We start from the raw sequence: 19,031 nt of genomic DNA, 5'->3' as shown, positions 1-19,031 counted from the left end.
AGTATTGGAAAAAAACACCTCCCCGATCGCTCAGGGAGGTGCATTATCGCTGAGCAGTCGCCCTTACAGCAGGTCGAAGCGGTCGGCGTTCATCACCTTCGTCCAGGCGGCGATGAAGTCACGCACGAATTTTTCCCTGCTGTCATCCTGCGCATAGACTTCCGCATAGGCGCGCAGGATGGAGTTGGAGCCGATCACGAGATCGACGCGGGTCGCGGTATATTTCGTCGCTCCGGTCCTGCGGTCACGGATTTCATAGAGATTGTTGCCGGTCGGGACCCAGGAATAGGCCATGTCCGTCAGCGTGGTGAAGAAATCCGTCGTCAGCGCACCGGGCTTGTCGGTGAAGACGCCATGCGCCGCGCCGCCGTAATTGGCGCCGATGACGCGCAGACCACCGATGAGAACGGTGAGTTCCGGCGCGGTGAGGCCGAGAAGCTGCGCCCGGTCGAGCAGCAGTTCCTCAGGGCTGACCACATAGTCCTTCTTGACCCAGTTGCGGAAACCATCCGCCAGCGGCTCGAGCGGCGCGAAGCTGTCGGCATCCGTCTGTTCGGCGGAAGCGTCACCACGACCGGCCGCGAAGGGCACGGCGATATCGAAGCCGGCCGCCTTTGCCGCCTGCTCCACACCGTAATTGCCAGCCAGCACGATCACATCGGCGATGCTTGCACCGGTTTCGCGGGCAATCGGCTCCAGAACCGAGAGGACGCGGGAAAGACGGGCGGGCTCGTTGCCTTCCCAGTCCTTCTGCGGTGCGAGGCGAATGCGTGCGCCATTGGCGCCGCCGCGCTTGTCCGAACCGCGGAAGGTGCGGGCGCTGTCCCATGCGGTCGAAACCAGATCGGCAGCGGAAAGACCGGAAGCGGCGATCTTCGCCTTGACGGCAGCGACATCGTAGCTCGTCGAGCCTGCCGGGATCGGATCCTGCCAGATCAGGTCTTCAGCCGGAACATCCGGACCGATGTAACGGGACTTCGGCCCCATGTCGCGATGCGTCAGCTTGAACCAGGCGCGGGCAAAGACCTCGGAGAAATGGTCCTGATCGTCCTTGAACTTCAGCGAAATCTCGCGGTAGATCGGATCGACCTTCAGGGCCATGTCGGCATCGGTCATCATCGGAATGGTGCGGATCGAGGCATCCTCGACGTCGACGGGCTTGTCCTCTTCGGCGATGGTGATCGGCGCCCATTGCGATGCGCCGGCGGGGCTGTGCGTCAAAGTCCATTCATGCTTGAACAGCATGTCGAAGAAGCCGTTGTCCCACTTGGTCGGCTGGCTCGTCCACGCACCTTCGATGCCGGAAACCACCGTGTCGCGACCGATGCCGCGGCCCTTGGTGTTGATCCAGCCAAGACCCTGATATTCCGGGCCTGCGGCTTCCGGATCGGGGCTGAGGTTGGCGGCGCTGCCGTTGCCGTGCGACTTGCCGATGGTGTGGCCGCCGGCGGTCAGCGCCACGGTTTCCTCGTCATCCATGCCCATGCGGGCAAAGGTCTCGCGCATCTGCGCCGCCGTGGCGAGCGGATCGGACTTGCCGTTCACGCCTTCCGGGTTGACGTATATCAGGCCCATCTGCACGGCGGCAAGCGGGTTTTCCAGCGTCGCGGGCTTGGTCACGTCGCCGTAACGGCCGTCGCTCGGCGCCAGCCATTCCTTTTCGTCACCCCAATAGGTGTCCTTTTCCGGAGCCCAGATGTCTTCGCGGCCAAAGGCGAAACCGAAGGTCTTCAGACCGGCGACGTCATAAGCGATGGTGCCGGCGAGCGCGATGAGATCGGCCCAGGAAATCTTGTTGCCGTATTTCTTCTTGATCGGCCACAGCAGGCGGCGGCCCTTGTCGGTATTGACATTGTCCGGCCAGGAATTGAGCGGGGCAAAACGCTGGTTGCCGGTGTTTGCACCACCGCGGCCATCCGTCACGCGGTAAGAACCCGCCGCATGCCAGGTAACACGGGCCATCATGCCCACATAGCTGCCCCAGTCGGCCGGCCACCAGTCCTGGCTGTCGGTCATCAGCGCACGCAGATCGGCTTTCAGCGCCTCGACGTCGAGCGTCTTCAGGGCTTCGCGATAGTTGAAGGAGGTGCCGAGCGGATTGGTCTTGGTGTCGTGCTGATGCAGGATGTCGAGGTTCAGCGCGTTCGGCCACCATTCGGTCACCGATTTACCCGAGGCCGTGTTGCCTCCATGCATGACAGGACACTTGCCAGCCGGTTTTGAAGTTGCGTCCATTTCGCCCTCCGATGGGTTTAGCAATTAAACGAATAATCAATTCGACATGTGCAGCGTGGGAGCCAGAGCCAGCGGCAGGTCATGGGAAGACCGTGCAGCGGCGCTGGTAACCTCTCACAGCTACAGCTTCTTTCTGTCATGAAGATGACTAACAGCCGGGTTCCATAATTTCCAATTGTATATTCTAAAGGCTGCGATATGCTGGGCTTATGATTGCGCTCTCCATGAAACATCTCCGTTATTTCGATGCGCTGGCCAAGATCGGCCATTTCGGCAGGGCGGCGGAGGCATGCGCCATTTCCCAGCCGGCACTGTCTTTGCAGATCCGGGAGCTGGAGGAACTGATCGGCGCGCCGCTCGTCGAACGGAGCAGCCGCCAGATCCGGCTGACCGCGCTTGGCGAGGAATTCGCCGAACGCACCCGCTCGATATTGCGTTCGGTGGATGAGTTGCAGGATCTGGCGCGGGCGCGGCATGGGCCGCTCAGCGGCCGCCTGCGCATCGGCGTCATTCCCACCGTCGCACCCTATCTTTTACCACAGATTATCAAGACACTCACGCGACATTATCCCGGTCTGGAAGCGCGCCCGCGCGAGGCGGTGACGCAGAAGCTCATCGAAGACCTTCTGGAAGCCCGGCTGGACATGGCGATCGTCGCTTTGCCCGTCTCGGAACCGGCGCTGGAGGAGGTTCCGCTGTTTTCCGAGGAATTCATTCTGGTGCGGCCGCTGGAGGATGCGGGCATGCCGGTGCCGAGCGCCGACAAGTTGGGTGAAATGCGGCTATTGCTCCTGGAAGAAGGCCATTGTTTCCGCAATCAGGCGCTCTCCTTCTGCAGCACGACAAATGCGCCGCCGCGCGTCCTGATGGAGGGCAGCTCGCTCTCCACCCTCGTGCAGATGGTCGGCGCGGGCATCGGCGTCACGCTCATTCCGCAGATGGCCGTCGATATGGAAACACGCCAGTCCACCGTCTCGGTATTTCGGCTGGCGGAACCGCGCCCGTCGCGCACCATCGGCATGGTGTGGCGCAGGAGCAATCCGCTTTCGGCGCAGTTCGCCCATATTGCGGAGATCGTCCGCGAATGCGGCTTCCAGAAGCTCGGTCTTACGTCATAGAAGCTCGGCTCAGGCTATCGCGCGCACCGTAGCGCGCGCGATCTTCACATGAGGCGGCTGGCCTTATCGCGATGCGGCTTTCGCGTGCCCGTCGGTCCATTCCGGCGGCGCGCCGAACTTGTCTGCCACCATGCCCTTCAAGCCGCGCGATCGGCCATAGGCATCGCACTCGGCATATTTCGGCTTTCCGCCCAGAGCCGACCGGATTCGGTGGCCGGAGGGAAGAGAGAGGTTCAGCCCGTCGGAGACCTTGCCTGTCACCAGAATGCGCGAGAAGTAGTTGGAGAAATCGGCGGCAAGCTCATAGGCATCCCCGATTTCCGACACGCGGGCATTGCCAGTGATGGAATTTGCGCCTTTGGACCAGACGGCTGCCGCACGCTGGACGCCGGTGCTGTCCACCGCCTCCGCCTCGACAGCGAGGCCACCAAGCCCGAAAGGGAGACGCGGCACGCTGACCGGCAGGACGACGCTGCTGCCGAGCGTCACGGCCGTCGATACCCCGGCCATGGTCTTGTCGGTCGGCACCAGATCGGTGATGACCGTGCGCACGGTCATATCCGCCGGCTGGCCAAGCGCGGCGATCCGGTATTTGTCGCTGAGCGCCACGCAGATGGCCCGATCCAGCGCATTCGAAACAAGGATACGGTCCTTTTCCGATGTGACGCGCGATGAGGCCGAGAAGGAAAAGGTGGTCGGCACGATGGCAACGGTCTTGACCCCGGCCAGCCCGTTGGCGTCCACGAAGGTGCGCGATTTGGTGAACTTGCCCTTGGCCGGACTGAGCTGCGCATAGGAAGTCAGCGTACCACCCTCCTTGAGCGGCACGGAGGTGCAGCCGGACATGATGATGGCGAAAGGCAAGGTCGCGAAGGCGACACCGCGACTGCGGGACGCCTTGTGGCCGGAACCCCGGGGAAACAGTTTCCGCTGTTGTTGCACTGCACGTACTCCAGTTGGCATGGTTGATCCTGTGCCCCACACGGTACGACAGCGAAAATTGCGGCAACATTACAATTGCCCGCCGCTGAAACGGCGTGCAACGCACGATCAGAAACGTAGCCGGAAGGTACTTCCGAAGGCGCTGCTGTCCAGAAAGATTCGCCCGTTATGGTTGGCGACGATCTGCTTGACGAGGCTGAGGCCAAGCCCAGCCCCGGTGCTGCGCGGCGTGACGCGGTAAAAAGGTTCGAAAATCCGTTCCCGCTGGTCTTCGGCTATGCCCTGCCCCTCATCGGAAATCGCGATCTCGCCATTCGCGAGAACCGAGACGTGGATCGTCCCCCTGTTTCCGCCATGGTCAATGGCGTTGCGCACGATGTTGCTGATGGCGCGCGGCAGGGTGAAGGGGTTGCCCAGTAATTCATAATGCGCGATCTGCGTTTCAAAGGAGATATCGTAGCCCGCCGAAAGCGCGAGGGGGGCGAGATCGGCAACGACGGTGCGAGCCGTCTCGACGAGGTCCACCGTTTCGCGTCGGTCGTTCACCTGATCGTTTCGCTCGAAGGCGAGAAGCTGTTCGGTGGTTTCCCCAAGCCGGGCGACATCCTCCATCAGACGCTGCTGCTCCGGCCCCGGCAGGCCCTCTATCCGGGTCTGCATGATCGCAATCGGCGTTCTCAGCTCATGCGCCGCATCGATGAGAAAACGCTGCCGCGCCCGAAACTGCTCTTCAAGCCGTTCGAGAATGCTGTTGAAGGCAAGAATAAGCGGAACCACCTCCCGCGGCACGTCCTCGACGGGAAGCCTTGCACCCGGCCGGCGCGGATCGATCTCGGGCGCCTTTTTGACGACGGAACTGAGGCCGGAAAGCGCCTGATGCACGATGCGGGGAATGGAGAAGAACACGGCTGGAAGGATGACGGCCAGCAAGGGAACGTAAATCTTGTAGGTTCCGGCCAGAAGCGTCAGAAACTGCCCGCTTATATAGGTGGTCCCGCCGAACATGACCCTTACGGGACCCCACTTCGTCTCCATGCTTTCAACCAGGGCCACCTCGGTGATGCCCTTGCCCCCGCGAATATCGGCATCCGTCATCAGATGCAGATACCGCGACAATTCCTCATAAACGGCCGGCACGGCGCCATAGGTCGCCACCTGCCCATCCAGCGTGGAAGCCACGAACCAGAGCGTTGAATTCTCCGCCTTGAGCGCCCGCAGCGCCGGGCCTTCGGTGACGACCAATCCCTTTTGCGGATCGAGCGAAAGCGACTCATCGAGTGTCGGCGACAGGTCGTCCCAGAGCGCGATATTGGGCGAAAGCATCGTCACGCCGTAAAAGCAGAGACCGATGATGACCACGGCAATCATGGAGGAAACCACGACGCTGAGCTGCCAGCTCAGTTTCCACCACAAGGACGGGTTGGAGGCCTGCACTTTCATGTCTCCTCCTTGAGCAGATAACCGATGCCGCGAATATTGTGCACGCCAACCCCGGCGGAAGCATCGAGCAGGCGTTTTCGCAGCCGCGATATATGCGCGTCGAGCGCATTGGACTGGATCTCCTCCTCGTAATTGTAGACGGCCGCCTCAAGCGTGGAGCGCAGCACGGATTTGCCCTTGCGTTTCGCCAACGCAATCAGAACCGCAAGCTCGCGCCTTGGCAGATCGAACGGAACGGAATTGATCGTGACGCTGAAATGAAGCGGATCGATAACGATGCGGCCCGCGGTGATCTCGGCCGGCGCAAGGTTTGCCGGCCTTCTCAGAACCGCACGCACCCGCGCCAGCAGCTCACCGACGAGAAACGGCTTGCCGAGATAGTCGTCGGCGCCGCCATCCAGTCCGGCGATGCGGTCTTCCGGTTCGTTCATTGCCGTCAGCAGGATGATCGGCGTGTCGATGCCAGCGTGGCGCAGCTGCGGAATGAAGGCAAGTCCCTCCCCGTCCGGCAGGCGGCGATCAAGCAGGATGGCGTCATAGACATGCTGGCGCGTCAGCTCCACCGCATCGCCGAGCCACATCGTATAGTCGATGACGATGCCCTGCCTGCCGAGCGTTGCCGTCAGCGCATCCGCCATTTCCTTTTCATCTTCGATCAACAGAAGTCTCATGCGTCACCGTTCCTTCGCCTCCCTTGTCTGCCAGCAAGGTTGCGGCAGTATTGCGGCGAAGACGACGCCAGAGCATTTCCAACCCGGCGCATAACGATTTCCCCTCCGAAAAGGGCTTAAAAACAGGGCGATAGAGCATCAGGCCTTGCTGTTTAAGCAGGTGTGTTCGCAGGGGTAATGCTGCTGCAATTATGGACGCCTATCCAGATGCCATGCGCCTCAAGAGAGGCAATGCGACCGCCTGAGCTGCGGTCCGGTATGGAAAGGATTTCAGCATGTGGGTGAAGAGAACCATCAAGGCGGGAATCGCGCTTGCAGGTTGCGTTCTCGTTGTCACCGCTCTCGATCCGGCGCGCGGCAGCGTCGATGCGAATGAGCGTGTCAAAGGCATCGTGAACGGGCTCGTCGAGACTGCCGCGATGAGCCCCGCAGGTACTCCGTTCGAACTGACGTCCGGAGAAACGGCGAAGATCGGCGCGCGCCCGATGGTGGAGCGGCTTGGCATCAGCGGCGAACTTCAGCCGATTACCCGCGTGGTGATCCGCGCCCGTGAAGCCGGCAAGATCGTCGAGATGAATGTCCGCGACGGAGACGCGGTGCAGGCGGGCAAGCTGCTCGTGCGTTTCGAAACCGACGAGTTGCAATCGACACTGCTGCTGCGGCAGAGCGACCGGGACGCGGCCGAAGCCGAACTGATGCTGGCGATGCTGGCGCTGACGAGAACCGAACAGCTTGCCCTAAAAAACATCGCTTCGGCAGAACAGCTCGACAAGGCGAAAAGCGACGTCGCGGTGAAGACGGCAAGGCTCCAGAGCCTTTCGGCGCAGGCGGATATCGCACGCCTGGCGCTTCGCAATGCCGAAATCCACGCACCCTTCAGCGGCACCGTCACCCGGCGACTGGCCGAGGCGGGATCGCGCGTCGGCGCGGATGGCGAACTTCTCACGCTGGTCGATACCAATGTGCTGGAGGCGAAGGTACTTGTCGCCACGCGCGATGTTCCGCGCGTTGCCCGCGGCCAGACGGCGGAACTGGAGATTGACGGCCTCGCGGGCCAGATCGTCAAGGGCACGGTCGAGCGCATCAGCCCTGTTGCCGAAGACGGCACACGCGTCGTTGCCGTCTATGTCAGGCTTGCCAATCGTGATGGGCAATTGTGGGGCGGAATGTTCGCCAGCGGAAATATTCTGCTGCGCGAAAAAAGCGATGCGCTCGTCGTTCCCGCAATTGCCCTGCGCGAGGATGAGACGGGTTACCATGTGCTCAAGGTGCAGGACGGCTATCTGCGCCGCCAGACGGTCGCCGTGGGGCCGCGCTGGAACGGCGGAAGCCTGATCGAGATTGCCGCCGGACTGACAGATGGCGAGACGATCCTGACCGCGCCGCTTCCCGAACTGCGGCCCGACATGGCCGTCACCATCGATAAGGCCGGCTGACATGTTCTTGACCCGCATATCCGTTACCCATCCCGTTTTCGCCACCATGATGATGGTGGCGCTTCTGGTCATGGGCGCCTTCTCGATGCAGCGGCTCGGGCTGGACCAATATCCCAATGTCGACGTTCCCGTGGTGGTGGTCATCACCGCTTATCCCGGCGCTACGCCGGAGACGGTGGAAACCGAGGTGACACGCCCGGTCGAGGACGCGCTGAACGCCATTGGCGGCCTCGATGAGGTCACGTCCACCTCCTATGAGGGGCGCTCCGTCGTCGTCGCGAAATTCAAGCTCGAGGTGCGAAGTTCGGCCGCCGCGCAGGAGGTCCGCGACAAGATCGCCGCCATCGAGGCGGATTTTCCCGAAGACGCCAAAAAGCCCGTTATATCAAGGTTCGACCCCGCCGCCGAGCCGGTCCTGTCGATTGCGATCAGTTCGAAATCGCTCGATGTGCCCGCACTCACCACCCTCGCCGACCAGAGGGTGGTGCGACAATTGACGACCGTCGCCGGCGTCGGCCAGGCAACGCTGGTCGGCGCCCGCAAACGGCAGATCGATGTGACAATCGACGAAACGCGCATGCGCGCCCTTGAGATCGGCATCAACGAGGTGGTGAATGCGCTGCGCACCGGCAACAGCAACAGCCCGGCCGGAAGCGTCGTCGATCCCGTCTCCGAACGCACGATCCAGGTGCAGGGGCGTATCGAGGAACCGCAGGCGCTGCTGGACATGGTCGTGGCAAGGCGCGGCGGCGCGGCCATTGCGCTTCGCGATGTCGCCACGCTTTCCGAAGGGGCAGCCGATGCCGAAAACCGCGCGCTCTATAATGGCCAGACAGCCTTGGCGATCGACATCGTCAAGGTTCAGGACGCCAATACGGTCCAGGTCGCGACGGATGTGAAGAAGCGCCTCGATGCGCTCAATGCCGAGCTTGCCCCGCAGAACGTGCATCTGCGCATCGTCACGGATTCATCGATACCCATCCGCGAATCCGTCAATCAGGTACAGACGACGCTGATCGAAGGTGCCGCGCTCGCCGTCGCCATCGTCTTCCTGTTTCTCAATTCCTGGCGCAGCACGGTCATCACCGGCCTGACATTGCCGATCGCAATCATCGGCACGCTCGCGGTGATCGATTTCCTCGGCTTCACGCTCAATACGCTCAGCCTGCTGGCGCTGACGCTTTCCATCGGCATTCTCGTGGATGACGCCATCGTGGTGCGCGAAAACATCACCCGCCATCTTCACATGGGCAAGTCGCATCTGCGCGCAGCCCTCGACGGCACCGGCGAAATCGGGCTTGCGGTGATCGCGACGACGGCGACCATCGTGGCGGTCTTCCTGCCGGTCGCATTCATGGATGGCATTGTCGGCCGGTTTTTCTACGAATTCGGCGTCACCGTCTCCGCCGCCGTGCTGATTTCGCTTTTCGTTGCCTTCACACTCGATCCGATGCTGTCGAGCGTCTGGTACGATCCGGATGCCCAGCCCGACGCGAAGCGCGGGCCGATAGGCCGCCTGATTGCCCGTTTCGACCGTGGCTTCGAATGGATGGCCGGGCAATATCGCCGTGCCATCGGCTGGACCCTGCGGCACAGGCTCGTCACCCTGCTTGCCACATCAGGCGTCTTTGTCGGCAGCCTGTTCATGGTGCCGCTGGTCGGCACGGAATTCGTTCCCGATACCGATGAGGGCCGCTTCCAGATCAACATTACCGCGCCGGTCGGCTCCTCGCTGGATTATACGACAACCAAGGTGCGGCAGGTCGAGAAGGCGCTGAGGGAATTTCCGGAGGTCGAGACGCTTTATTCCACCGTCAATACCGGTGGCGCCGCCGGCAAGCATCGGGCTGCCATATTGGTGGGGCTGGTGCCGCTCGATATGCGGAGCCGAACCCCGCTCTCCCTTGCCAAACCGATCCGCAAACGCCTGTCGGCCATACCCGGCATAGAGGTCACGATCCTGCAGAACGGCCTTGGCGGCGGCGAAAGCCCGGTGCAGCTCAGCATCCTCGGCGACGACCGGGCGACCCTCGAAAGGATCGCCGCCGATCTGGTCGAAGACATGAAGAAAATACCCGGCCTCGTGGATGTGACCTCCAGCGCCAAAGATGTGACCTCCATTCTTTCGGTCCGCCTGAAGCCTGCGGCAGCCAGCGATCTCGGCATCGCCCGCTCCGATCTTGCAACGGCGCTCTCGCCCCTTATCGGCGGCGAGGATGTGTCGAAATGGACGGATGCAGACGGCAACAGCTACGATATCGTCATCCGCCTGCCCGCCGAGCGGCGGTCCGACGTGGCAAGTCTCGGTGAATTGATGATCGCGACCGGCCGCACGGCCGCGAGTGGTGCACCGCTGATGGTGCGTCTCGATCAGGTTGCCGATATCGGCATCCTGCCGGCTCCCGCCGAAATCCGCCGCATCGACAATCGCCGCGAAATACTGGTTTCGGCCAATATCGCCGGCCGCACGCTTGGCGACGTGACGGAGACGCTGCAGGGGCTGATCGCCGGTCTCGACCTGCCGAACAACTATCGCATCCGCTTCGGCGGTGACGCCGAAACCATGCAGGAAACCATCGGCCACATGGTCACGGCGCTTACCATGGCCGTCATCTTCATCTACATCGTGCTCGCCTCGCAGTTCGGCAGCTTCATGCAACCGCTCGCCATCATGGCGTCGCTGCCGCTGTCGCTTGTCGGCGTCCTTCTGGGCCTCATGGTGGCCGGCAGCACGATCAACATGTTCTCGTTGATCGGCTTCATCATGCTGATGGGCCTCGTGACCAAAAACGGCATCCTGCTGGTCGATTTTGCCAATCGCGAGCGACGGCGGGGGCTTTCGCTGAACGAGGCGCTGGAAAATGCCGGCGTCATCCGCTTCCGTCCGATCATCATGACGACGCTTGCGATGATCTTCGGCATGATCCCGCTCGGTCTTGCCGTTGGCGGAGGCGGCGCGCAGCGTGCGCCGATGGCCCATGCGGTGGTTGGCGGCCTCATCAGTTCCACGCTGCTGACCCTGATCGTGGTGCCGACCATCCTCTCCTATATGGACAGCATCAGCAGGCGTTTCGCCCGCCTGTTGCCGAAAGCGCCGGATGAAACCGGGCATTCTAACCATCAGGCGCAACCTTCCCGAAAGCAGCCGGCCTGAAAGGGCCGGCTGGACATCAATCCAGCCAGACAAGGGGAAGGCGTCACCACCTTCCCGTCATTCAAGATGACGCCCCTGTCGTCACCGTAGCAGAAGAATGGCAGCCGGGCCTGCCAGAAGCACCGCGAGCGCGATGATGGGATGGAGGTAACGCAACAGGCAGCGGGGAACGGGACGAGGTAAATTCATGCAACGGCTCCTGACGACAATCAGGCAAGGTTGGGCATGGCCTGTTGCGACAGCATTACAGTTCTGGCCGCAAAAATGCCGGACACATGCGGTTACGGTTTTTCACCGCTCTGGCGCTTCTTTTTGCCCTTCGGGCGAAAATCGACAAGAAGCGACTTCAGCTCGATATCGCGAACGCGCCGTGCCGCCTCATCCGGGCGCACCCATTCCAGCAGGCGTTCACCGCGTTCCTTGAAACTGGTTTCCGCCGCCGTCACCTCTATCTGGAACACATCGACCATGCAGGGAACGACATCGCCATTGTCGAGCATCTTGAGATAGGTATAGCGGCCGACCGCATCCTTTTTCACCCGCCCGCGCACGCCCGCCTCCTCCCACGCTTCAATCGCCGCCGCCTTGTGCGGCTTCTTGCGTTTCATCGGCCAGCCGCGCGGAATGATCCAGCGTGCGCTGGTGCGGGAGGTAACGAGGAGGATTTCGACATCCTCGCCATTGCCGGCATAACGGAAACAGAGCGCGGCATATTGCTGCCGGAAAGCGCCGGTGAAGAGCTTTTCGGGAACCGCAGCGAGCTGCTGGAGCAATGTCAGTGCACGAGCCGGGCGGGTTTTCCGGCTTTTCTTGGTGGGTTTCATATCCGTTGATAGTGCTGATTTTCCGGGTTGCATCAATGCCCTGCGTGCATTTATGACAGTTTTATGACAATCACCCCCCACAACTAATAAAGCGCCATTGAGGGCCAATTCGCATGATGAGTATTTTTCGCAAGCTGATGCCGCGCGAGGACCGTTTCTTCGACATGTTCAGCAACCATTCCGAAACCGTCATCAAAGCGGCCGAGGCCCTTGATCAACTTTTAAGCGGCGTCGACGTCGAGAAGAATTGCGACCTCATCGTCACGCTGGAACATCAGGCCGACGACATCACCCGCGAGGTGCTGCTCGCGGTCCGGCGCAGCTTCATCACCCCCTTCGACCGCGGCGACATCAAGGATCTCATCCAGTCCATGGATGACGCCATCGACATGATGCACAAGACCGTGAAGACCATCCGTCTTTTCGAGCAGACGGAATTCGATCCGCTGATGAAGGAAATGGGTCATGAGATCGTGCGTGCTGCCGGCCTGATTGCGGAAGCCATTCCGCTTCTCAACAAGGTCGGCACGAATGCGCATCGCCTGTCGTCCATTGCCGAAGAGGTAACCCGCGTCGAAGGCCGCTCGGACGAACTTCACGACCTCGGCCTCAAGGACCTCTTCCGCCGCCATGGTGCGAGCGGCGATGCCATGGCCTATATGATCGGCAGCGAGATCTATGGCGAACTCGAAAAGGTCGTCGACCGCTTCGAGGACGTGGCCAACGAGATCAGCGGCATCGTGATCGAGAACGTCTGATGGATGTCGCGCTTGCCCTGCCGCTGCTGGTCGGCCTTATCGCCATCGCGCTGTTCTTCGATTTTCTGAACGGTCTGCACGACGCCGCAAATTCCATCGCCACCATCGTCTCCACCCGTGTGCTGCGGCCGCAATATGCGGTCGCCTGGGCGGCCTTCTTCAACTTCATCGCCTTCCTGTTCTTTGGCCTGCATGTGGCCGAAACGCTCGGCACCGGTATCATCGATCCGGCCATCGTCTCGCCGCAGGTCATCTTCGCGGCGCTGATCGGCGCCATCGTCTGGAACATCGTCACCTGGATTTTCGGCATTCCCTCCAGCTCGTCGCACGCGCTGATCGGCGGGCTCGTCGGTGCGGGATTTGCGAAGGTGGGTTTCAATTCCATCGTCTGGTCGGGCCTGCTGAAGACCGTGGGCGCCATCTTCATGTCGCCGGCCATCGGCTTTTTCCTTGCCCTGCTTCTGGTGCTCACCGTCTCCTGGCTGTTCGTGCGGCAGACGCCCTTTGCGGTCGACCGCACCTTCCGTGTCATGCAGTTCATCTCCGCCTCGCTTTATTCGCTGGGACACGGCGGCAACGACGCGCAGAAGACCATGGGCATCATTGCCGTGCTGCTCTTCAGCCAGGGACATCTCGGCGAGAGCTTCTACGTGCCCTTCTGGGTGGTGATTTCCTGCCAGTCGGCCATGGCGCTCGGCACGCTGTTCGGCGGCTGGCGCATCGTCCATACGATGGGATCGAAGATCACCCGGCTGAACCCGATGCAGGGTTTCTGCGCCGAAACCGGCGGTGCGCTGACGCTGTTCGGTGCGACATGGCTCGGTATTCCGGTCTCCACCACCCACACGATCACCGGCGCCATCGTCGGCGTCGGCGCGGCCCGTCGCGTCTCGGCGGTGCGCTGGGGCCTTGCCGGCAATATCGTCATCGCCTGGATCGTGACCATGCCGGCGGCCGCGCTGATCTCGGCTGCGGTTTACGGGCTGACGTCGCTGTTCGGCTGACAGCGCCATCCCTGCCCTGATTTGCCGCTCCTCCCGGAACAAAAGCCACCTCGCGGCTGTTGTTCCGGGAGACCAATGCGGAATCGCGGACATGGCACGGCAGGTTTTCTGGAAGGGTTATCTGAAGCTGTCGCTGGTGACGGCCTCCGTCTCGCTGACACCCGCGACGACCGATGGCAACAGATACACCTTCCACATCCTCAATCGCAAAACCGGCAATCGCGTCGAAAGCCGTTATGTCGACAGCATCACCCACAGGCCGGTCGCCGCCAAGAACCAGGTAAAAGGTTTTCCCCGTGGTGAGGACGATTACGTTCTGCTGGAGGATAACGAGATCGATGGGGTGGCGCTGGAAAGCACCCGCACCATCGATATCAAGACCTTCGTGCCGAAAGGATCGATCGACTGGATCTGGTACGACCGCCCGCATTTTCTGCGCCCGGAAGACAAGATCGGCACCGAAGCCTTCAGCGTCATTCGCGAAGCCATGAAGGCGAACGATGTTTTCGGCATAGCGCGTCTGGTGATCTATCGCCGCGAAAGAGCGGTCCTTCTCGAACCTTCAGGCAAGGGCATCATCCTGTGGACGCTGCATTATGGCGAGGAGGTGCGCGAAAGCATCGACGCGCTGGAGCCGAAGATGAAAATCGACCGGCCGCTGCTGCAAGCCATGGAAAAACGCATCGGCAAACAGGTGACGGGTTGGAAGCCGGCTTTGGTGCAGGACCCCATTCAGAAAAAGATCAAGTCCCTGCTGAAGACCAAGGGCGAGGAGGTCTCCTCCTCGAAAAAGAAAACCGCCACAAAGGCCCGCACCGGTGGCAATGTCATCAACATCATGGATGCCCTGAAGAAAAGCCTTGCTTCCGAAAAGAGAAATTAAAGCTCGATGCTTTCAGCGGGCTTTTTTCGGCAGCGGCTGGGCGGCGGCAAAAAATCCATCCCAAGGGTCTTTTTTCAGCGCGGAAAGACGTGCGCCGATATTGTTGACGGTGAAATGGGCCGGGCCGATCTCGGCGGTGAGTTCCGACCATTCGAGCGGCGCTGAAATGGCGGCGCCCGGCCGGGCGCGTGTCGAATAGGCCGCAACCGCGGTATTGCCCCTGCCATTGCGCAGATAATCGATGAAAATGCGGCCCTGCCGTTTTGCCTTGGTGGCGACCGAGAGGTATTTCTCCGGTTCGGCTTTCGACATATCCGCCGCCATGGCCTCGGCGAAGGCCTTGACCGGAGCCCAGCCCGCCTGCGGTTTCAACGGTGCGACGACATGCAGGCCCTTGCCGCCGGAGGTTTTGACGAAAGCGGCAAGCCCGGCCGCCTCGAAACGTCGCTTCAGTTCCAGCGCCGCTTCGATCACCTCTTGCCAAGCCACATCCTCGCCGGGGTCGATATCCATGGTGATCATGTCGGGCTTTTCCCAATTGGCGGTGGTCGCGCCCCATGGGTGGATTTCAAGCGCGGCGGATTGTACGAGCGCCATCAGGCCATCGAAATCGGTGATGCGGATCAGCGGCTCGCCGCCCTTGTCCTTGGGATCGTTGATTTGCTCGACGGCCTTGTTGATGCCGCGCCAGGCATGTTTCTGGAAGAAACGTTGTCCCTCGATCCCTTCCGGGCAGCGTAGGAGCGCCAGCGGCCGGTTGACGACAAAGGGCGCCATGTGCCGCCAGACCTGCGCATAATAGTCGGCAAGCCCCTCCTTCGTCACGCCATCGTCAGGCCAATAAAGCCGGTCCGGATGGGTGAACTTGATCTTCGATTGCGGCGCCTTGGTATCGGACACGGCCTTCTCCTCGCGTTCGATTTCTCCTGCGGGCTTGTCTTCACGCAGCCCCCGGAAGGAGGCGTGACGCAGATTGCCATCTGCAGACCATGCCCGGAACTCCACTTCCGCCACCAGTTCCGGCTTCACGAAATGAAGATCGCGGCGGGCAAGCGCGGTGAGCTTGTCGGTGAACGGGCTCTCCTTCAGGTCCAGCGGCTTCAGCCGGCCAAGCAGCATCTCCGCCACTTCACCCGTAAAACCTGTCCCGACACGCCCGACATGGCGCAGCTTGCCGTTGTCATAAACGCCAAGCGCCAGCGATCCGATGGCATGGTCCGATGCCGAGGAGACGGTATAACCACCGATGACGAATTCCTGCCGCATCGAACATTTGGATTTTACCCAATCGCCCTTGCGGCCGGAAACATATTTGCTGTTCTTGACCTTGGAAATGACGCCCTCGAGGCTGAGCCGGCAGGCATGGTCGAGAACAAGCGCGCCGCTTTCCTCGAAATGCTGGCTGTAACGCAGATGGTGATTGCCCGCCGGCAACAGCTTTTCCAGCAGCGCCTTTCTCTCGCTCAATGGCGCACCGCGCAGATCGCTGCCATCGAGATGGAGAAGATCGAAGGCGTAGAATACAAAGCGGTCGCTGCGCCCTTCGCTCAGATCCTGCTGCAAAGCGGAGAAATCGGAGGCGCCGTTATCGCGTTCGACAACGATTTCGCCATCGATCAACACCGTTTCCACCGGCAGCGCCGTGAGCGCTCCCGTCACGGCCCTGCCGAATTTCTCCGTCCAGTCCAGCCCGCTGCGGGTCAGCAGTTGAAGCTTGCCCTGATCGACGCGCGCCTGCAGACGATAGCCGTCGAATTTGATTTCATGCAGCCAGCGAGAACCATCCGGCGGTTTCGGCTTGAGCGTGGCGAGCGCCGGCGGCACGAAGGATGGCATGGCCAGTTTGCGTGCGCCTTTGGGCAGCGCATGCGCCTGTTTCCTGCCGGAGGCCCAAGCGACAGCTTTTTTCGATACCGTTTTGGAATTCCAGGTATCCTTCGGTTTGGCTGCAACGTCCTCGACGTTGCGCCCGGTCTTTACGGATTCCGGCCGTTCTTCGAGAATATCCGCACCACCCTTATGCCGCGCCTCCTCGTCATCGCCCTTGATGAGCAGCCAGTTTTCCCGGCTTTCTCCGGGCTTTCCATGCATGCGCACCAGATGCCAGCGGCCTTTGAGCTTTTCGCCGTCCAGTTCGAATTCCAGATGGCCCTTGCGATAAGCTTTCCGGGCGTCGCCGATCGGCTGCCAGGTGCCGCGATCCCAGACAATCACGGTGCCGCCGCCATATTGCCCTTTCGGAATGACGCCCTCGAAATCGCCATAGCTCAGCGGATGGTCCTCGACATGCACGGCAAGGCGCTTGTCCTCGGGGTCGAGGCTCGGGCCGCGCGTCACCGCCCAGCTTTTCAGCACCCCGTCCATTTCCAGGCGAAAATCGTAATGCAGACGCCGGGCATCGTGTTTCTGGATCACGAAGCTCGACCCCCGCTGTTCGGCCTTCGTTCCTTTGGGCTCCGGTGTCCTGTCAAAACTGCGCTTGGCGTTGTAGGTCTGCAATCCCATCGATCAGCTCGCTTTCCGCGGGGCCTTGCGGCCTGCTGCCGCCGCCTTTTTCCCGGCTCCGGCCCCGGCGCTGCGGCGCAGGGCCTCCTTGAGATCGATGATATTGTCTTCCCGGTGCGGCGGCTGTTTTGCGATTTCCCGGCCCTCGATCTTGGCTTTCACCAGTTCCGCCAGTTCATCGTTGTACCGGTCGCTATAGTCCGCCGGATCGAAGGTACCGGCGCGCTTTTCGATGATGTGGCCGGCAAGTTCCAGCATTTCCTCATCAAACTCGATGTCCGGGATCGACTTGAAGACGGTGGTCTGAGAGCGAACCTCATAACTGAAATTCAGCGTCGTCGCGACGAGAGCCTTGCCGCTGGGGCGGATGAGGAGAACGCGGTTGCGGCGGAAAAGCACGGCTTCGCCAAGCGCTGCGACATTCTCGTCCTCCATTGCCCTTGCCAGAAGCGTCAATGCCTCCCCGCCCTCCTCCGCAGTCGGCGCAAGATAATAGGACTTGTCGAAATAGAGCTTGTCGATCTCGTCACAGGGCAAAAAGTGTTTGACGCGGATGACCTTGTCGCTCTCCGGCATCAGCTTTGCGATCTCGTCTCCCTCGATGACGATATGATCGCCATTGTCGAGCTCGTATCCCTTGACCTGATCTTCACGAAGAACCGGATCGCCGGTATCGCTATCGACATATTGCCGCTCGACGCGGTGGCCGGTCTTGCGGTTGACGATATTGAAGGAGATTTTCTCCGCCGAGGTCAGCGCGGAATAAAGGCCGACTTCGCAGTTGAAATCGGCAAAGGTCAGATGGCCTCTCCAGCTCGCTCTCCGGTTCATGTCCGTCGTCCTTCGTCATCGCTGCGGGAGGACATTTCTCCGCCTCGGCCCTTGGCCAGAATGCGCTCGATGGCGGGCACGTCCGCCTCCGCCAGAACCGGCACCGGATCGGACGCCATGGCCTCCAGCACCTCCGGCGACAGCCCGCCATTGCGGATGACCCATTCCATCGCCTCGCGGGTCTGCCGCTCCGCCTTCAACTGCGCATAAAGCGCCAGTATCAGCCGGTCGCGGACATCGAAGCTCTTCAAATTTCTGTCCGAACGTTCTGCCTGCCGTTTCATCTCGAAATCCTCAAGGGCCCCTCCGGCATTGTCGGGCATCGCCTCAGGCAATGCCCCTGCCGCCGGTCACGCCATAAACCTCGCCATTGATGAAGCTCGCATCCTTCGATGCCAGCAGCACATAAACGGGCGCCAGTTCCACCGGCTGTCCCGGGCGGCCGAAATCGCTGTCCTTGCCGAAATTCCTCACCTTCTCGTCCGGCTGGCCGCCACTCGGCTGCAGCACCGTCCAGAACGGGCCGGGAGCGACCGAATTGGCGCGTACGCCCTTTTCGATAAGCTGCTTTGCAAGCGCCTTGGTATAAGCGACGATACCGGCTTTCGTGGTGGCGTAGTCGAGCAGGATGGCGGAGGGCTCATAGGCCTGGATCGACGCGGTGGTGATCACAGACGAGCCCGGTTTCAGATGGGGAACCGCCGCCTGCGCTATCCAGTGCAGCGCATAAAGATTGGTCTTCATGGTAAGATCGAAATCGACCGTCGATAACGCGTCGACGCTGTCTCGATATTGCTGTCTTGCCGCGTTGATAACGAGAATATCCAGCCCGTCGAGATCGCCTGCCGCTTTCTCGACCAGTTCGCGGCACCATGCCTCATCGGTAATATCGCCGGGCAGCGCGACCGCCACGCGGCCTTCCGCTTCGATGAGCGCCACAACCTCCTCGGCGTCGGATTCCTCTTCCGGCAGATAGGAGATCGCCACATCCGCGCCTTCCCGTGCGAAGGCGATCGCGACGGCACGGCCGATGCCTGAATCGCCGCCGGTTATCAGCGCCTTGCGGCCGGTGAGCTTGCCGGTGCCCTTGTAGCTTTTTTCGCCATGATCAGGGAAAGGCGTCATATTCGTCACCAGACCCGGCATCTCCTGGGTCGGGGTCGAAAAAGGCGGGCGCGGATACTGGCTGCGCGGGTCCTGTGGCTCGAGGCGGTCTGTCATCGCGGTCTC

At 61.3% G+C, this 19,031-nt stretch carries 15 protein-coding genes; 6 read left to right on the top strand and 9 right to left on the bottom strand.

The window, feature by feature from the left end:
- Window positions 1–63: 63 nt before the first annotated feature.
- Entirely contained in the window at window positions 64–2,235 is a 2,172-nt protein-coding gene (gene katG / locus AC5YUO_RS24380) for a catalase/peroxidase HPI (RefSeq protein WP_496155586.1), read from the bottom strand.
- A 209-nt stretch (window positions 2,236–2,444) separates the two neighbouring features.
- On the opposite strand from katG, the gene AC5YUO_RS24375 reads away from it, so the two are divergent.
- On the top strand, window positions 2,445–3,353 hold the full coding sequence (locus AC5YUO_RS24375) for a hydrogen peroxide-inducible genes activator (RefSeq protein WP_496155585.1): 909 nt from the start codon (window positions 2,445–2,447) through the stop codon (window positions 3,351–3,353).
- 63 nt (window positions 3,354–3,416) lie between these two features.
- Here the strand turns inward: AC5YUO_RS24375 and AC5YUO_RS24370 are convergent, their stop codons facing one another.
- The 3 genes from AC5YUO_RS24370 to AC5YUO_RS24360 form a co-directional block, all read right to left on the bottom strand.
- On the bottom strand, window positions 3,417–4,295 hold the full coding sequence (locus AC5YUO_RS24370; RefSeq protein WP_496155584.1) for a DUF3313 domain-containing protein: 879 nt from the start codon (window positions 4,293–4,295) through the stop codon (window positions 3,417–3,419).
- Between the two features lie 108 nt (window positions 4,296–4,403).
- Window positions 4,404–5,735: a sensor histidine kinase gene (locus tag AC5YUO_RS24365; RefSeq protein WP_496155583.1), complete on the bottom strand. Its 1,332-nt coding sequence runs from the start codon at window positions 5,733–5,735 to the stop codon at window positions 4,404–4,406.
- Complete coding sequence (locus AC5YUO_RS24360) at window positions 5,732–6,406, bottom strand: response regulator transcription factor (protein WP_496155582.1); 675 nt, start codon at window positions 6,404–6,406, stop codon at window positions 5,732–5,734. The genes AC5YUO_RS24365 and AC5YUO_RS24360 overlap by 4 nt, the downstream gene beginning before the upstream one ends.
- Before the next feature lie 275 nt (window positions 6,407–6,681).
- Here AC5YUO_RS24360 and AC5YUO_RS24355 point away from each other — a divergent pair, with 275 nt between their 5' ends.
- Both AC5YUO_RS24355 and AC5YUO_RS24350 read left to right on the top strand, forming a co-directional pair.
- Window positions 6,682–7,842: an efflux RND transporter periplasmic adaptor subunit gene (locus AC5YUO_RS24355; RefSeq protein ID WP_496155581.1), complete on the top strand. Its 1,161-nt coding sequence runs from the start codon at window positions 6,682–6,684 to the stop codon at window positions 7,840–7,842.
- 1 nt (window position 7,843) lies between these two features.
- Entirely contained in the window at window positions 7,844–10,996 is a 3,153-nt protein-coding gene (locus tag AC5YUO_RS24350) for an efflux RND transporter permease subunit (protein WP_496155580.1), read from the top strand.
- A 281-nt stretch (window positions 10,997–11,277) separates the two neighbouring features.
- On the opposite strand, the gene AC5YUO_RS24345 is transcribed toward AC5YUO_RS24350, so the two are convergent.
- The gene (locus tag AC5YUO_RS24345) at window positions 11,278–11,820 is read right to left on the bottom strand and encodes an NUDIX hydrolase (RefSeq protein ID WP_496155579.1); all 543 of its coding nucleotides are present in this window, start codon (window positions 11,818–11,820) and stop codon (window positions 11,278–11,280) included.
- Between the two features lie 113 nt (window positions 11,821–11,933).
- On the opposite strand from AC5YUO_RS24345, the gene AC5YUO_RS24340 reads away from it, so the two are divergent.
- From AC5YUO_RS24340 to ku (AC5YUO_RS24330), 3 genes are all read left to right on the top strand, one after another.
- Window positions 11,934–12,578: a DUF47 family protein gene (locus AC5YUO_RS24340; protein ID WP_496155578.1), complete on the top strand. Its 645-nt coding sequence runs from the start codon at window positions 11,934–11,936 to the stop codon at window positions 12,576–12,578.
- Entirely contained in the window at window positions 12,578–13,582 is a 1,005-nt protein-coding gene (locus AC5YUO_RS24335) for an inorganic phosphate transporter (RefSeq protein ID WP_137411199.1), read from the top strand. The genes AC5YUO_RS24340 and AC5YUO_RS24335 overlap by 1 nt, the downstream gene beginning before the upstream one ends.
- Window positions 13,583–13,673: 91 nt before the next feature.
- A complete protein-coding gene (gene ku / locus AC5YUO_RS24330; RefSeq protein WP_496155577.1) occupies window positions 13,674–14,465 on the top strand; it encodes a non-homologous end joining protein Ku in 792 nt (263 codons plus the stop codon).
- A gap of 12 nt (window positions 14,466–14,477) precedes the next feature.
- Here ku (AC5YUO_RS24330) and ligD read toward each other — a convergent pair whose 3' ends face one another.
- Genes ligD through AC5YUO_RS24310 form a run of 4 tightly spaced genes read right to left on the bottom strand, consistent with a single transcriptional unit; the run spans window position 14,478 to window position 19,022 of the window.
- On the bottom strand, window positions 14,478–16,970 hold the full coding sequence (gene ligD / locus AC5YUO_RS24325; RefSeq protein ID WP_496155576.1) for a DNA ligase D: 2,493 nt from the start codon (window positions 16,968–16,970) through the stop codon (window positions 14,478–14,480).
- Between the two features lie 3 nt (window positions 16,971–16,973).
- Window positions 16,974–17,801, bottom strand: coding sequence for a non-homologous end joining protein Ku (ku, locus tag AC5YUO_RS24320; protein WP_496155575.1), 828 nt, complete (start codon window positions 17,799–17,801; stop codon window positions 16,974–16,976).
- The gene (locus AC5YUO_RS24315) at window positions 17,798–18,085 is read right to left on the bottom strand and encodes a hypothetical protein (RefSeq protein WP_496155574.1); all 288 of its coding nucleotides are present in this window, start codon (window positions 18,083–18,085) and stop codon (window positions 17,798–17,800) included. Before AC5YUO_RS24315 ends, ku (AC5YUO_RS24320) begins: the two co-directional genes overlap by 4 nt.
- A 43-nt stretch (window positions 18,086–18,128) precedes the next feature.
- A complete protein-coding gene (locus AC5YUO_RS24310) occupies window positions 18,129–19,022 on the bottom strand; it encodes an SDR family oxidoreductase (RefSeq protein ID WP_496155573.1) in 894 nt (297 codons plus the stop codon).
- Window positions 19,023–19,031 lie beyond the last annotated feature (9 nt).

The sequence above is a fragment of the Agrobacterium sp. LEGMi-208b genome (genome assembly GCF_059511785.1).
Note: the sequence above shows the minus strand (reverse complement) of the source record. Positions and strands in the feature narration are given on the sequence as shown.

Excerpts from the sequence above, each read along its gene's own strand:
- katG (WP_496155586.1), bottom strand. The coding sequence starts at position 2,235 with ATGGACGCAACTTCAAAACCGGCTGGCAAGTGTCCTGTCATGCATGGA.
- AC5YUO_RS24375 (WP_496155585.1), top strand. The coding sequence starts at position 2,445 with ATGATTGCGCTCTCCATGAAACATCTCCGTTATTTCGATGCGCTGGCC.
- AC5YUO_RS24365 (WP_496155583.1), bottom strand. The coding sequence starts at position 5,735 with ATGAAAGTGCAGGCCTCCAACCCGTCCTTGTGGTGGAAACTGAGCTGG.
- AC5YUO_RS24360 (WP_496155582.1), bottom strand. The coding sequence starts at position 6,406 with ATGAGACTTCTGTTGATCGAAGATGAAAAGGAAATGGCGGATGCGCTG.
- AC5YUO_RS24355 (WP_496155581.1), top strand. The coding sequence starts at position 6,682 with ATGTGGGTGAAGAGAACCATCAAGGCGGGAATCGCGCTTGCAGGTTGC.
- AC5YUO_RS24350 (WP_496155580.1), top strand. The coding sequence starts at position 7,844 with ATGTTCTTGACCCGCATATCCGTTACCCATCCCGTTTTCGCCACCATG.
- AC5YUO_RS24345 (WP_496155579.1), bottom strand. The coding sequence starts at position 11,820 with ATGAAACCCACCAAGAAAAGCCGGAAAACCCGCCCGGCTCGTGCACTG.
- AC5YUO_RS24340 (WP_496155578.1), top strand. The coding sequence starts at position 11,934 with ATGATGAGTATTTTTCGCAAGCTGATGCCGCGCGAGGACCGTTTCTTC.
- AC5YUO_RS24335 (WP_137411199.1), top strand. The coding sequence starts at position 12,578 with ATGGATGTCGCGCTTGCCCTGCCGCTGCTGGTCGGCCTTATCGCCATC.
- ku (WP_496155577.1), top strand. The coding sequence starts at position 13,674 with ATGGCACGGCAGGTTTTCTGGAAGGGTTATCTGAAGCTGTCGCTGGTG.
- ligD (WP_496155576.1), bottom strand. The coding sequence starts at position 16,970 with ATGGGATTGCAGACCTACAACGCCAAGCGCAGTTTTGACAGGACACCG.
- ku (WP_496155575.1), bottom strand. The coding sequence starts at position 17,801 with ATGAACCGGAGAGCGAGCTGGAGAGGCCATCTGACCTTTGCCGATTTC.
- AC5YUO_RS24315 (WP_496155574.1), bottom strand. The coding sequence starts at position 18,085 with ATGAAACGGCAGGCAGAACGTTCGGACAGAAATTTGAAGAGCTTCGAT.
- AC5YUO_RS24310 (WP_496155573.1), bottom strand. The coding sequence starts at position 19,022 with ATGACAGACCGCCTCGAGCCACAGGACCCGCGCAGCCAGTATCCGCGC.